Consider the following 13,380-nt stretch of genomic DNA (forward strand, 5'->3'; position numbering starts at 1 on the left):
GGGAAATGTGAGCTAGAGCAGGTAAAATAGCCAGCCTCAAACCAAACACAACTTTTACCCTCAGTTGTTATTTGCATTTAGTCAGGAGATACGGATGCTTAAGCGTGATATGAACATAGCCGATTACGATCCAGAGTTATGGGAATCCATGACCAAAGAGGTGGTTCGTCAAGAAGAACACATCGAACTAATCGCGTCAGAAAACTACACTAGCCCACGTGTAATGGAAGCACAAGGCAGCCAGCTGACTAACAAATATGCTGAAGGTTACCCTTTCAAGCGTTACTACGGTGGTTGTGAGTATGTTGATATTGCTGAACAATTAGCGATTGATCGTGCTAAGCAGCTATTTGGTGCTGATTATGCAAACGTACAACCTCACGCGGGTTCACAAGCTAACTCAGCGGTTTACCAAGCGCTACTAAATCCAGGTGATACTATTTTAGGTATGAGCCTAGCGCACGGTGGTCACTTAACTCACGGTGCATCGGTTAGCTCTTCAGGTAAAATCTACAATGCGGTTCAATACGGTATCAACCCAGAAACCGGCAAACTAGACTACGATGAAATCGAGCGTCTAGCCCTTGAGCATAAACCAAAAATGGTTGTAGCAGGTTTCTCTGCGTACTCAGGCATTGTTGATTGGCAGCGTTTTCGTGAAATTGCCGACAAAGTAGGTGCTTACCTGTTTGTTGATATGGCGCACGTGGCAGGTCTAGTGGCTGCGGGTCTATACCCGAACCCAGTGCAAATTGCTGACGTAACCACGACTACAACTCACAAGACTCTAGCGGGTCCTCGTGGCGGTCTGATCTTAGCCAAAGCTAACGAAGAAATTGAGAAGAAACTAAACTCAGCGGTATTCCCAGGCGGCCAAGGTGGTCCTCTAATGCACGTTATTGCTGCTAAAGCGGTTGCGTTCAAGGAAGCGATGGAGCCTGAGTTTAAAGCTTACCAACAGCAAGTATTAGATAACGCGAAAGCCATGGTTGAAGTATTCAAACAACGTGGTTTCAAAATCGTATCTGACGGCACCGACAACCACCTATTCTTAGTTGATCTAATCGGCAAAGAATACACAGGTAAAGACGCAGATGCGGCATTGGGTCTTGCTAACATCACAGTTAACAAGAACTCAGTACCTAACGATCCTCGCTCTCCGTTCGTGACTTCTGGTCTACGTGTAGGTACACCAGCATTGACTCGTCGCGGCATTAAAGCAGAGCAAGCTGCTGAACTAGCAGGTTGGATGTGTGATGTATTAGACAACATCAATGATGCGGCTGTAATTGAAGCAGTTAAAGCGAAAGTGGTTGCACTTTGTAAAGCAAACCCAGTTTACGCTTAATCGTTATCCTTGATGAGCTAAGGCTGCCCTTTAGGCAGCCTTTTTTTTCATTCAGTTAATGGTAAACTGAGACCTCTTTTTGTAACACTGGGATCCTTGATGCATTGTCCATTTTGTGGTGTCCAAGACACCAAAGTTATTGACTCTCGCCTTGTTTCTGATGGCCATCAGGTGCGTCGTCGACGCGAATGTAATCAGTGTAAAGAGCGTTTCACCACCTTTGAATCGGCCGAATTAGTGATGCCTCGGATCATCAAGTCCGATGGTAGCCGTGAGCCATTTAACGAAGATAAACTGATGGGCGGCGTCCATCGCGCGTTGGAAAAACGGCCCGTGTCGACCGAAGCGGTGGATAAAGCCGTCAACCAAATTATGTCGCAGCTGCGTGCAACAGGTGAGCGCGAAGTGCCCTCTAAAATGCTTGGTGAGCTGGTAATGGAAGCGCTTAAAACCTTAGATAAAGTAGCTTATGTCCGTTTTGCTTCGGTTTATCGCTCGTTTAAAGATGTCAAAGAATTCGGCGAAGAAATTGCCAAGCTGGAAAAATAAACTTGGCGCAGTTATCGGTTAAACCAGATGCAAACATCATGGCCCAAGCCATCGCTTGTGCTGAGCGAGGGATTTACACCACAGGCCAAGCCTTAAATTTTGCTGTTGTATTGGTGAGTCAGGGGCAAGTGGTACAGGCAGTTGGCCAAGGTTTTCATACCTCAACTTGTGTTGTGACTCGTGCTCTTGAACAACTAGACGCTGCTGAGCAGGCATGTGATTGTGCCTATTTGACCTCAGAGCCAAGCCTGAATGCAGTCGCGCAACTTGCCGAGGCGGGTGTGACGCAGCTGATCGTCGCTTGTCAGCTTGAGCCAGCAGAAAATACATGGCTCAAGCTATGTGATGAGCGAGGCATCAAGGTTGAAATCGGCTTGTTAGCACAGCAAGCATTGGCGCTTAATCATGATTATGTGTTTCGTAAAAACCATCACCGTCCATTTGTGAGATTGAAAATGGCGGCCAGTTTAGATGGGCGAACTGCGTTACAAAATGGTCAAAGTAAGTGGATCACCAGTGCACAGGCGCGCCAAGATGTACAAATGTTTCGTGCCAAAAGTGATGTGATTTTGTCCGGCTCTGGCACTGTCATTGCCGATGACCCATCCCTAAATGTTCGTTGGCAAGAGGTGGTGTCACTGCATGACTTGATCAGTGAGCAGCAACTGCGTCAACCTGCTCGGGTGATTATCGATAACCGTTTGCAGCTTGATCAGCGCTATCGGTTATTTCATCTACCGGGCGAGACTTATTTAGTGGCGAGTCAGGCGCACCCTAATCCTGCGGCCAAGACCATATTGGTCGAGCAGCAAGAAGGTCATATTTGCCTCGCAAGCTTAATGACGAAATTGGCGCAAATGGGCGTAAATAATGTCTGGGTCGAAGCGGGAGAAACGCTGGCCGGAGCCTTGTTTGCACAAGGACTCGTGGATGAATTTATCTTGTATCAGGCGCCGAAACTGATGGGCAGTTTAAGCCGTGGTTTATTAGCCTTACCTGAATACACTAATATGACGCAAGTGCCTGAGTTAGACATTGCACAGATAGACAAGATTGGGCCAGATTTACGGCTCATTTGTACGCTAAAATAACCGATTAATATATACGTTTACACTCATGATGCCATGATAAATGGCGCAAAAGAAACAGGTGAAATATGTTTACTGGGATCGTAGCTGCAATAGGACAGATCGCAAAAATAACGCCGAAAGGTCAAGATATCAGCTTAACGATTAATACCGGTAAGTTAGATTTAGCTGATGTGCAACTGGGTGACAGTATCGCGACCAATGGGGTTTGCTTGACCGTAACCGCGCTGACCAAGACCAGTTTTAGCGCCGACTTAAGCGTAGAAACGTTAAAGTTAAGTAATTTTGCTCACGCTAAAGTCGGCACTAAGGTAAATTTAGAAAAAGCCATGATGCCGCAATCACGTTTTGGCGGTCATATCGTAAGTGGTCATGTAGATGGCATTGCCACTGTGATTTCGCGACATGAACTTGGTCGCGCCATCGAGTTTTGGCTGTCATGCCCAGCTGAATTAGCTAAATATATTGCCCACAAAGGTTCGGTCACGGTAGACGGCATTAGCTTGACGGTAAATGAGGTAAACGGTAATACGTTTAAACTCACTATCGTGCCCCATACCGGTGATGAAACCACTATCACAAGTTTTAACACGGGCACTCAGGTCAATTTAGAAGTGGATTTGATAGCGCGCTATTTAGAACGCTTATTGCTCGGTGATAAAGCCGCAGAAAAAGCGTCATCAGGAATAACAATGAGCCTGCTTGCAGAGTCAGGTTTCTTAAAATAAGGGGAAGATGTCGTGGCTCTAAATACGATAGAAGAAATTATTGAAGATTTACGCGCGGGTAAAATGGTCATTCTTATGGATGACGAAGACCGTGAAAATGAAGGCGATTTAATTATGGCCGCCGATGCGGTGACGCCAGAAGCCATTAACTTTATGGCGACCCATGGCCGAGGTTTAGTTTGTTTGACCTTAACCGAGGAGCGTTGTAAACAGCTTAAATTACCTTTAATGGTAGACAATAATGGCGCTCAATTCTCAACCAATTTCACCGTCTCTATTGAAGCGGCGCAAGGGGTGACCACAGGTATTAGTGCTGCCGATCGCGCCACCACCATCAAGGCGGCGGTTGCTGTGGATGCTACTGCCAGCGATATCGTGATGCCAGGGCATATTTTCCCGTTAAAAGCGCAAAATGGTGGGGTGTTAACCCGTGCCGGTCATACCGAAGCTGGCTGTGATTTAGCGCGTTTGGCTGGTTTTTCGCCAGCGGGTGTGATTGTTGAAATCTTGAATGAAGATGGCACCATGGCGCGCCGTGCTGACCTTGAAGTGTTTGCTAAAAAGCATGATTTAAAACTGGGCACAGTGGCGGATTTGATTGAATACCGTAATAACAACGAAACCACTATTGAGCGTGTTGCACAATGTAAATTGCCCACGGCTTATGGTGAGTTTGATTTAATCACCTACCAAGACACCATCGACAATCAAGCCCATTTTGCGCTCGTTAAAGGCGACATTAAACCGCAGGCCGAAACCTTAGTTCGCGTGCACTTGCAAAGTGTTGTCGGTGATGTGTTGTTATCAGACCGTCAAGCGACGCAAACTTGGCCCATCGCCAAAGCGATGGAAAAAATCGCTGAAGAAGGCGGTATCTTGGTGGTGTTAGGCAATGAAGAAAGTTCGGCGCAACTGATTGAACGTATGAAGCATTATCAAGCCGAAGATGCCGGTGAAACCCGTGCTTTACCTAAGCCTCAAGGCGCAAGCCGCCGGGTTGGGGTTGGCTCACAAATATTGGCTGATTTGGGCGTGCATAAAATGCGCCTGTTAAGCTCGCCGAAAAAGTACCATGCCTTATCGGGTTTTGGTTTAGAGGTTGTTGACTACGTTAGTGAGTAGTCTCAGTGAGTAGTCTCAGTGAGTAGTCTCGTTTAGTCGTGTAAGGGACCGGGTTGGTCGCTTACACTGATAATTTTTATTTGTAGACGTTTTAAGTCTGAAATCTGCGTTTGATTTATGCTAGAATCGCGCCGATTTATAAGTTTAAGAAACAGGATCTGAAATGAATGTGATTGAAGGTGTGATTGCGGCGCCAAATGCTAAGGTTGCCATTGTAATTTCTCGCTTTAATAGCTTTATTAATGAAAGCTTGCTAGCTGGCGCTCTGGATACGCTTAAGCGTTCAGGTCAGGTAAACGAAGAAAATATTACCGTGGTACGTGTACCCGGTGCCGTTGAGCTGCCATTAGCGACTAAACGTGTTGCGGCAAGTAAAAAATACGATGCTATTATTGCATTAGGTACGGTTATTCGTGGTGGTACGCCACACTTTGACTTTGTTGCGGGTGAGTGTAACAAAGGCTTAGCTCAAGTTGCCATGGATTACGATGTGCCTGTTGCATTTGGTGTTTTAACCACCGATACCATAGAGCAAGCCATTGAGCGTGCTGGTACCAAAGCGGGCAACAAAGGCAGTGAAGCTGCTTTAAGCGCGTTAGAAATGGTTAATGTTTTAGCTCAGCTAGATTAAGGATTTGCCCTGTGAAACCAGCTGAAAGACGTCGCGCAAGACAATTTGCAGTTCAAGCAATTTATCAATGGCAAATGACACACGCCAATGTAGGCATGATCATAGATCAGTTTCTTGTCGATCAAGATTTGTCTAAAACGGACTTGGATTATTTTCGTGATCTCGTGTCTGGCGTGATCCAAAACTGCGATGAATTAGATCAGGTTTTGGCTCCATACTTAGCACGCAAAATGACAGAAATGGATCAAGTGGATAAGGCGATCCTGCGTTTAGCTATGTACGAGCTAACCCAGCGTAAAGATGTGCCGTTTAAGGTTGTTATCAATGAAGCGATTGAGTTGGCGAAAGACTTTGCCACTGATGAAAGTCATAAATACGTAAACGGTGTGTTAGACAAGTACGCGGTAAGCCAAAAAATGCGTCAATCTGAGCAATAATATGCTCGGATAATTTAGTTAGATAGCCAGCTTATTGCTGGCTTTTTTGTGTGGTATTCATGAGTGAATTTGATTTAATTTATCGCTATTTTGTTAAGGATGCTAATCAGCGTAAGGACGTTGTATTAGGTATAGGTGACGATTGCGCATTATTGACCATGCCGCCACAATCCTTGTTGGCCGTCAGTACCGATACCTTAGTTTCAGGCGTACATTTTTTCCCTGATGTGGATCCTTATTCTCTCGGTCATAAAGCGTTAGCGGTCAACATCAGTGATTTAGCCGCCATGGGCGCCGATCCGGCGTGGGTGTCGTTAGCCATTACCTTGCCCGAAGTTGACCAAGCTTGGCTTGCTGACTTTGCCAAGGGCTTTTTATCTTTAGCCCAATACTTCAATGTGCAGTTGATTGGCGGCGATACCACTAAGGGGCCTCTTAGTATCACAGTGACGGTACATGGCCATATTCCGGTTGGCCAAGCATTGACTCGTACACAAGGTAAAGCGGGAGACTGGGTTTATGTCACTGGTACGCCCGGCGAAGCCGCATTTGGCTTGAAATTATTGCAGGGTGAAGCCGATGCTAATGTAGCGGACTCACTGCGCCAGCAATGTATTTCGCGATTATTACAACCCACACCAAGAGTTGCTATTGGCACCGCGTTGCGCAGCCTAGCGACGGCTTGTATTGATGTCTCTGACGGCCTTGCTCAAGATTTGGGGCATATACTACAAGGCAGTCAGTGCGGCGCTGATATATACCTAGATAAATTGCCGTTAAACCCAGAGCTTGTTGAGGCGACTTCATTTGAGCAAGCGTGCCAACTTGCTCTAGCGGGGGGGGATGACTATGAATTGTTGTTTACCGTGGCCGAAGAAAATAAGAGTCAGCTAGAAAAATTAGTCAGTACCAGCGCGACACCAGTCACTTGTATTGGCCGCCTCACCTCTGCAAAAAACAGCTTAACCTTATTGCGGGACGGTGAAGTATGCGAATTAAATTTGGCCGGATGGGATCACTTTGCGAATGAAAAATAGGACTGACTTAGCGGGATTAAGCTTACGTAATCCACTGCATTTTTTGGCCATAGGTTTGGGCAGTGGTTTAGCGCCAAAAGCACCGGGCACTTTTGGCACCTTAGCTGCGATCCCTTTATACCTGCTTATCGCGAACCTCACAGCGCCTTTTTATCTCTCGTTATTGGTACTGGCCACTTTATTTGGTTTTTGGTGTTGTCATCAAACCAGTAAAGACATGGGCGTGCATGATCATAAGGCCATTGTTTGGGATGAGTTTGTTGGCTTTTGGATCACCATGTTTGCCGCGCCTGCGGGGTGGCTCTGGATCTTGCTAGGCTTTATTTTATTTCGCTTTTTTGATGTCTTAAAGCCTTGGCCGATCAGCTGGCTAGATAAGCATTTACACGGTGGTGTCGGTATTATGATGGATGATGTCGTCGCGGGCTTAGCTGCGTTTGCTTGTTTGCAGGGACTAGCTTATTACTTGCAATAAATGATAACGACAAGCAAGTATAGCCTTGCTTGTCGTTACTTCGTTTATCTATTTTCTCTTTGCTGTATTGCTTGTCGCACTTGAAGGGCGACACTTTGGTTGAATTTTATCCAATTTTCTTTTAGTTTTTCGATCACTTCCGGGTAGTCTTTGGTGATAACAGGAAGCTGATAATTAAACAGCTCATCTCTAACTAGCTTGCCATCTGGATCAATTAATTGCCACCGACCTGAGGAGACTGCGGTTCCTTCAAGGCGACCTTGGAAACGATTGACGCTTACCGACAGGATCCAATATTGAGCACCTGCCTCGGGATAAAATTGTGCACTCTCAACGACGGTTGCACGAGGAAACTGCAAAGTCATGGACTCAAGTGCCAAATTATCTAGCTGCTGATTAAGTGAGCCTGCCCACAAATGCTGCTCAGCAATGTGGACTTGATTGTCATTGAGTTGCATCACTACGCCTGTGCTATTGAGATAGTCTGGCAGTTCAACGGGTTTGAGTACTAATGTGGCTGTGGTATTGCTATCAACCACAGTCATCGCTAAATCATCAGCCCCTAACGCATAGTATTGGCTGGGGATGCTAGTGGTCTGACTACAGGCAAGCAAAGTCAAACTTAGGCCGCTTAGTAACAGTGGCTTAATCAGATTCATTATTTACTCTCCAAACGCGGGTCTCGTTGGGTTTTACCATCAAAAATAATGGCATTGGGCTTAGTACTAATCTTACGTAAGAAAGGTTGTAATTCACGCAAAGACTGCTCCAAAGTGCGCACCGTTTGAGTGAGATCTTTATGCAACTGTGAATCACGTGAATAGCTTCTCAATGTTTCGTTGGTTTGCGCTAAAGTCAGTTTCAATTCTTCCGGTAAGCTTTGCAACTCTTCATTAGTGACTAATGAATTAATGGATTTCATTGATGATTCAGTAGTTTGTAATAGCTGGTTAGCATTATTTATGGTTGTTTCAATATTCAGTGCATTGATTTTATCCAGTAATAAACTGACTTTTTGCTCCAATTCGTCAAAGCCGCCTTTAATGGTAGGGATAATCTTCACATTATTCTCTTCTGCCCAGACATACTGATCTTCACTGGCTATACTTTCTGGCTGCATGGTTAAGTCGATAAGTTTTGCGCCAGTAATTAAATTACCTGACTTGATTCTGGCTCGAAGGCCTTTCGCTAGCATTTCGTCCAAGTTAGCTTCCCAGTAGCTAACAGGGCGACTATCTTCTGGCGCGCGCCAACGGTCAAACTCGATTCTGATTAATACAGGGATCAGGCCATTAAAGTTATAATGGCTATTGATTGTAGGATCTAAGTAGGGAGCCTGACGCACGCGGCCAATTTGTACACCGCGAAACTCAACAGGGGCACCAGCCGTTAAACCTGAAATTGACTGGTCAAATAACAATACAAAATCACTGTAGTTTTCATAGGAATTGTTCAAGATAGATGATTTGCTAGCAAACAAATGAAATTCGTTCTCTGGTGTCGCTGGTTCACCCGGTTTCCATCCTCGAGGCACAGCAAACGAAATACCACCATTGAGTAGTGAATCAAGGGAGTCTAGCTCAAACTTAACGCCCTTAGCATTTAAATCTACAGACATCCCAGGTTTAATCCAAAAACGTGTGTTGGTGGTGATTAGGGCATCATAAGGAGCAAAAATGAAGATGCTATACTCTGTTTTTCGCGTTTTAACATCATAATTAACCGTTTCAATTCGACCGACTTCAAAGCCTCGGAAATTGATTGGTGCACCAACGCTGAGGGCCTTACTTGCTCGGTTAGATAATTTCAACCGTAACCCAGGGGTGTCGCTGCTGATTAATGGCGGTAGATCTCTGACTTGGAAGCTATCTACTTTTACATTACTTTTACCCGGCTTTAGCTCGATATAAGCACCAGAAAGTAATGTGCCAAGCCCTGAAACGCCTTCTTTACCTATACGTGGTTTTACTACCCAGAAGGCGCTATCTTCAACCAGCATTTTGGCTGCGTTATTACTTATTCTGACTTTTAAAATAGCCTTGTCGTAGGTTTCACTTAATTCAATACTTTCTACTAAGCCAACATCCACACTCAATGCTTTGATTTTGGTCTTCCCTGCACTTAGGCCGTCGGCATCACTGATTTCTAAGGTGATCAATGGGCCTTGGCTAGAAATATGTTGGTATAACATCCAGCCGCCAATGAGTAGAGCCAATAAGGGCACTAGCCAGACTTTTGAGATGCTTGTCTTGGATGGTTGAGAAGTCATTATTTTTTATGCTCCGACTGTAGGGATGGATCCCAAATAATTCGAGGGTCAAACGACATCGCTGATAACATGGTTAGTACTACAACAGCAGCGAATGATACCGCTGCCTGTCCTGGGTAAACAGTCACTAAACCTTCTAGGTGAACCAAGGCAACTAAGATCGCGACGACAAATACATCGATCATTGACCAACGGCCAATAAATTCGGTTATTCGATAAATTTTTAACTGTTGCTTCGCTTGTTCTGGATGATTTCTTTTGCAGGTATAACAAAGCCAAGCGATGGCAACCATCTTGGATATTGGGATCATCACACTGGCGAAAAAGATAACCATAGCAACGGGATAAGATTTAAGCTGCCAAAGTAAAATGACGCCACCTATGATGGTTGAGGGCTCACTTTGACCAAGTAGCTGCATATCCATCATAGGAAATAGATTCGCTGGGATGTAAAACACCATCGCCGCGATTAAAAAGGCAACACAATGCGTAGTATTGTGGCGAGTTTGGTGCTTGAGTGGTGCATTGCAACGCAGGCAATGAGTATGATTGTGGGGAGATAACGCGTCGCAATAATGGCAATGAGCAAGCTCACTTTGAACGCAACTCAATACCGTTTCTGGCACCTTATACTGAGGTAAAGGGCCGGCTATTTTTCGCCATAGCCAATGCAAATCAATACTGGTCAGGGTTTTTAGAAAAGCAAGCGTAAACAAGACAAATGCCCAAAATGACAAGCCGAAACCGACTTCAGCCATCGACATAATTTTTACCAGCGCAACTAAAATCCCGATCAGAAAAACATCGACCATCATCCAAGGCTTGATGGCTTGTAACAGTTTGAGGTGCTTTAAACTGAGCTGACTCTTGTCAAAATACAAGGCAATATGGATATAAGTAACAAGCAGTAAACACAACAGGGGTAAAATGGTCAGCGATAACAATAGGAAGACACCAATGCTGACAAAGTCATTAGCAAATAATGAGCTCATGGCTTGATAGAAGTAGATAGAGCTGGTGTTACCCGAAGCACTGAAGCTCATAAATGGAAAGAGGTAGGTTAACACCAGCATGATCATACTGGTTAGTGCGTAAGCGATTGGCTCAGCTAATGGCGATTCAGCCACATCTGATATGGTATGCCCACAGCGAGGGCAACTAATTTTAGAGCCAGCCGAAAGAGCCACTGCAGGTAATAGCAGGTCACATTCTTCACAGGCTGTATCGACACATTTTATCGAAGAATTACTCATAATGGGCTTAATGTTAAACAAACAAATATTCTATCGTGCCAATTACTGAATAGCTAATCAATAACAATACGGCGGATAAACCTTGATTTTATATTATCTTTTTTATGATAAGTTTAAGGTAGCATAATGCAGGCAAGAGTACAGGTTAGCAATGGCCGAATCAAAATTAAGAATTAGAAAACGTTTAAAGCAAGTTAACAATCAAGATCTACTCAACAGTGGATTTTGGATAACCAACATTTGCATGATAGTGGCAACAATAGTGGGCGTATTTTTAGCGTCAAACGAAGGGTTTCGTCAAGCCATGTTATTTGATGATATCAATACGACACAAGCAAACTATTATTTACGACGTTCCTTAATGCTGGAGTTGCAAGACAACCTTAGCTTGGTTGAACAAAAAGTGGCGACTTTAGAGAATGCACAATATAAGCGCTTTGATCCCAGCCGTGATGACCTTGTACTCGATCACTATGTTTGGAATGCGATGCAGTATTCTGCCAATACCATGGAAGTGCCTTCTGAAATATTGGCGGGGGCGAGGCGCTATTATCGCACTATCAATGTGACTTGGCAGCAAATGGCTCAGCATCAGATCAGTTCACAAATGGGGCTATCGATAGTGCGAGAGGCAAATCAACAGGTTACAATAGAGCTATTGCCGAGTTTGAACACCGATCTGGCTAAACTCAAACAAGAGTTGATAGAGTATGGCGTAGCAGTGAATTAGTGTTTAACTAATACGACTCATTAACGCTTTGTTTGATGGGCTTTGCTGTCGCTGAGTTAATTAGTTGTTCTGTCGCTGGCGCTGGGATGCGATGTAAGGAGTCATGTTTGCGGTTACTAAATGTTTTGATTGGCTTGGGCTTTAGTTTTTTTTGCTTCACTGCCTTGGCTTATAACGCCCAGCTGACGGTTGGTAGCCAAATGGATGCACAGTCTCTTGATATTCATGAATCATTATCTAAAGAGACATTGCAACTTGCTCATTTGATGTTCGACCCGTTACTAAGGCGCAACCAAAAATCGCAATATGAAGCGCGCCTTGCAAAGCAATGGAGCCGTATCGATGAGAACACCTTGCGCTTTGAGTTACGTGATAAGGTAAAATTTCATTCTGGTAACACCTTAACCAGCATGGATGTTAAGTGGACGCTCGAGCGCCTTAAAACCAGTCCTGACTATAAAGGGCTGTTTGACCGTATCAGTCATATCAAGATCATTGACCCACTTACCTTTGATTTAGTCACTAAGTCGCCTTACTCCTTAACGCTTCAGCTAGCCAGCTATCTGTTTATTATGGATTCGGCCTTTTACACGGGAGTTGATGAAAATGGTAAGGATAAAAGTCGTATTGCCCCGCGGAGTGACTCTTTTGCCTCACAGCATGTTTCGGGCACGGGGCCCTATCAAGTCACCATCAATGAGCCCGGGATCCAATTGGCATTTAAGCGCTTTGACCATTATTGGGATCTGAACTCGCCGGGGAATGTTTCCCAACTTGTGTTAATTCCGATTAAAGATCCCGCTACCCGGTTAGCGGCTTTGCTATCAGGGGATGTTGACCTGATCAGCCCCGTTGGTCCTAAAGAGTATCTTTCTCTAATGGATCAGCCTCGTTTTATTAGTTCAACTTTAGCCAGCTCAAGGTTGATATCACTCCAGCTAAATCAGCAAACGAATGCTGCGCTGAAAGATATACGGGTTAGACAAGCCATTATCTATGCGATTAATAACAAAGGCATTGCCGAGCAGTTAATGCAAGGCTTTGCCGAGCCAGCTTCACAGCAAAGCCCTCCTGGCTTTAGTGGTCACAATCCATTTTTGGGTCTTAGATATGATTTAGCCAAGGCGCGTGAGCTTATGAAACAGGCTGGATACGAAAGGGGCTTGGAGCTTAATATGATTGCGCCCAAAGGGCGTTATATTAATGATGATAAAATTGCTCAAGCTGTCGTGGCGATGTTACAGAAAATTAATATTCGAGTTCAGCTAAAGACTTACCCCATCAACCAATATTGGCCTCAATTTGATCGCTGTAATGGCGATATCTTGATGATAGGTTGGGAATCTGATACCCAAGATAGTGCTAATTACAGTGAGTATTTAGCCATGACCCGAGATCCGGCAACGGGCTTAGGGCAATATAATTGCGGTCATTATGCTAATGCTCAGGTTGATGAGCTTATTCATCAGGCCAATCGTGAAGTGAAGCCGATCCCCCGCGGGCAATTGTTACGCCAAGTTGAGCAAATTCTCTATGAAGATGCGGCATTCGTCCCCTTGCACTGGGAGCGGCTAGCTTGGGCTGCCAAAAAGAATATCCGAATGAAGAGTGTATTAAGTTCGGAAAACATCGCCTACTTGGGTGATTTACAAGTAGACGAGTTTGAGAATAAACTATCTTTACCTTTATTGCGCTCACGCCGTCAATAACGGA

14 protein-coding genes are annotated in these 13,380 nt (G+C 44.8%); 11 read left to right on the top strand and 3 right to left on the bottom strand.

Translation table 11 applies throughout. From position 1 onward, the window contains the following. Positions 1-94 precede the first annotated feature (94 nt). The 9 genes from glyA (at position 95) to ACK8OT_RS13240 (ending at position 7,415) form a co-directional block, all read left to right on the top strand. Positions 95-1,348 (top strand): serine hydroxymethyltransferase, encoded by a 1,254-nt coding sequence (gene glyA / locus ACK8OT_RS13200; protein WP_410196988.1) that lies wholly within the window; start codon positions 95-97, stop codon positions 1,346-1,348. 99 nt (positions 1,349-1,447) lie between these two features. After that, on the top strand, positions 1,448-1,897 hold the full coding sequence (gene nrdR / locus ACK8OT_RS13205; protein WP_233073641.1) for a transcriptional regulator NrdR: 450 nt from the start codon (positions 1,448-1,450) through the stop codon (positions 1,895-1,897). A 2-nt stretch (positions 1,898-1,899) separates the two neighbouring features. After that, the gene (gene ribD / locus ACK8OT_RS13210) at positions 1,900-2,988 is read left to right on the top strand and encodes a bifunctional diaminohydroxyphosphoribosylaminopyrimidine deaminase/5-amino-6-(5-phosphoribosylamino)uracil reductase RibD (RefSeq protein ID WP_410196989.1); all 1,089 of its coding nucleotides are present in this window, start codon (positions 1,900-1,902) and stop codon (positions 2,986-2,988) included. A 65-nt stretch (positions 2,989-3,053) separates the two neighbouring features. Then, positions 3,054-3,713 (top strand): riboflavin synthase, encoded by a 660-nt coding sequence (locus ACK8OT_RS13215; protein ID WP_410196990.1) that lies wholly within the window; start codon positions 3,054-3,056, stop codon positions 3,711-3,713. Positions 3,714-3,725: 12 nt separating this feature from the next. Then, positions 3,726-4,835: a bifunctional 3,4-dihydroxy-2-butanone-4-phosphate synthase/GTP cyclohydrolase II gene (gene ribBA / locus ACK8OT_RS13220; RefSeq protein ID WP_410196991.1), complete on the top strand. Its 1,110-nt coding sequence runs from the start codon at positions 3,726-3,728 to the stop codon at positions 4,833-4,835. Positions 4,836-4,998: 163 nt separating this feature from the next. Next, the gene (gene ribH / locus ACK8OT_RS13225) at positions 4,999-5,466 is read left to right on the top strand and encodes a 6,7-dimethyl-8-ribityllumazine synthase (RefSeq protein WP_410196992.1); all 468 of its coding nucleotides are present in this window, start codon (positions 4,999-5,001) and stop codon (positions 5,464-5,466) included. A gap of 11 nt (positions 5,467-5,477) precedes the next feature. After that, entirely contained in the window at positions 5,478-5,903 is a 426-nt protein-coding gene (nusB, locus tag ACK8OT_RS13230) for a transcription antitermination factor NusB (protein ID WP_410196993.1), read from the top strand. Between the two features lie 59 nt (positions 5,904-5,962). Then, positions 5,963-6,940 carry a thiamine-phosphate kinase gene (gene thiL, locus ACK8OT_RS13235; RefSeq protein WP_410196994.1) on the top strand — a complete coding sequence of 326 codons (978 nt, stop codon included), beginning with the start codon at positions 5,963-5,965 and terminating at the stop codon, positions 6,938-6,940. Then, positions 6,930-7,415 carry a phosphatidylglycerophosphatase A family protein gene (locus ACK8OT_RS13240; RefSeq protein WP_410196995.1) on the top strand — a complete coding sequence of 162 codons (486 nt, stop codon included), beginning with the start codon at positions 6,930-6,932 and terminating at the stop codon, positions 7,413-7,415. Before thiL ends, ACK8OT_RS13240 begins: the two co-directional genes overlap by 11 nt. Positions 7,416-7,459: 44 nt before the next feature. Here ACK8OT_RS13240 and ACK8OT_RS13245 read toward each other — a convergent pair whose 3' ends face one another. The 3 genes from ACK8OT_RS13245 to ACK8OT_RS13255 are packed head-to-tail and all read right to left on the bottom strand — an operon-like array spanning position 7,460 to position 10,937. After that, the gene (locus ACK8OT_RS13245) at positions 7,460-8,074 is read right to left on the bottom strand and encodes a PqiC family protein (RefSeq protein ID WP_410196996.1); all 615 of its coding nucleotides are present in this window, start codon (positions 8,072-8,074) and stop codon (positions 7,460-7,462) included. Continuing rightward, positions 8,074-9,684, bottom strand: a complete 1,611-nt coding sequence (pqiB, locus tag ACK8OT_RS13250) for an intermembrane transport protein PqiB (protein WP_410196997.1) — start codon at positions 9,682-9,684, stop codon at positions 8,074-8,076. The genes ACK8OT_RS13245 and pqiB overlap by 1 nt, the downstream gene beginning before the upstream one ends. Then, entirely contained in the window at positions 9,684-10,937 is a 1,254-nt protein-coding gene (locus ACK8OT_RS13255) for a PqiA/YebS family transporter subunit (RefSeq protein ID WP_410196998.1), read from the bottom strand. Before ACK8OT_RS13255 ends, pqiB begins: the two co-directional genes overlap by 1 nt. Before the next feature lie 151 nt (positions 10,938-11,088). On the opposite strand from ACK8OT_RS13255, the gene ACK8OT_RS13260 reads away from it, so the two are divergent. Beyond that, positions 11,089-11,667, top strand: a complete 579-nt coding sequence (locus tag ACK8OT_RS13260) for a hypothetical protein (protein WP_410196999.1) — start codon at positions 11,089-11,091, stop codon at positions 11,665-11,667. A 107-nt stretch (positions 11,668-11,774) separates the two neighbouring features. Next, positions 11,775-13,376, top strand: coding sequence for an ABC transporter substrate-binding protein (locus ACK8OT_RS13265; protein ID WP_410197000.1), 1,602 nt, complete (start codon positions 11,775-11,777; stop codon positions 13,374-13,376). The last annotated feature ends 4 nt before the right edge of the window (positions 13,377-13,380 follow it).

Source organism: Motilimonas thetidivivens (assembly GCF_046452435.1).
Classification (GTDB): Bacteria; Pseudomonadota; Gammaproteobacteria; order Enterobacterales; family CBDFNC01; genus Motilimonas.

Coding starts and splice junctions, on each gene's coding strand:
- ACK8OT_RS13260 (WP_410196999.1), top strand. CDS start 11,089: ATGGCCGAATCAAAATTAAGAATTAGAAAACGTTTAAAGCAAGTTAAC.
- ACK8OT_RS13215 (WP_410196990.1), top strand. CDS start 3,054: ATGTTTACTGGGATCGTAGCTGCAATAGGACAGATCGCAAAAATAACG.
- pqiB (WP_410196997.1), bottom strand. CDS start 9,684: ATGACTTCTCAACCATCCAAGACAAGCATCTCAAAAGTCTGGCTAGTG.
- glyA (WP_410196988.1), top strand. CDS start 95: ATGCTTAAGCGTGATATGAACATAGCCGATTACGATCCAGAGTTATGG.
- ribH (WP_410196992.1), top strand. CDS start 4,999: ATGAATGTGATTGAAGGTGTGATTGCGGCGCCAAATGCTAAGGTTGCC.
- ACK8OT_RS13255 (WP_410196998.1), bottom strand. CDS start 10,937: ATGAGTAATTCTTCGATAAAATGTGTCGATACAGCCTGTGAAGAATGT.
- thiL (WP_410196994.1), top strand. CDS start 5,963: ATGAGTGAATTTGATTTAATTTATCGCTATTTTGTTAAGGATGCTAAT.
- nrdR (WP_233073641.1), top strand. CDS start 1,448: ATGCATTGTCCATTTTGTGGTGTCCAAGACACCAAAGTTATTGACTCT.
- ACK8OT_RS13240 (WP_410196995.1), top strand. CDS start 6,930: ATGAAAAATAGGACTGACTTAGCGGGATTAAGCTTACGTAATCCACTG.
- ACK8OT_RS13245 (WP_410196996.1), bottom strand. CDS start 8,074: ATGAATCTGATTAAGCCACTGTTACTAAGCGGCCTAAGTTTGACTTTG.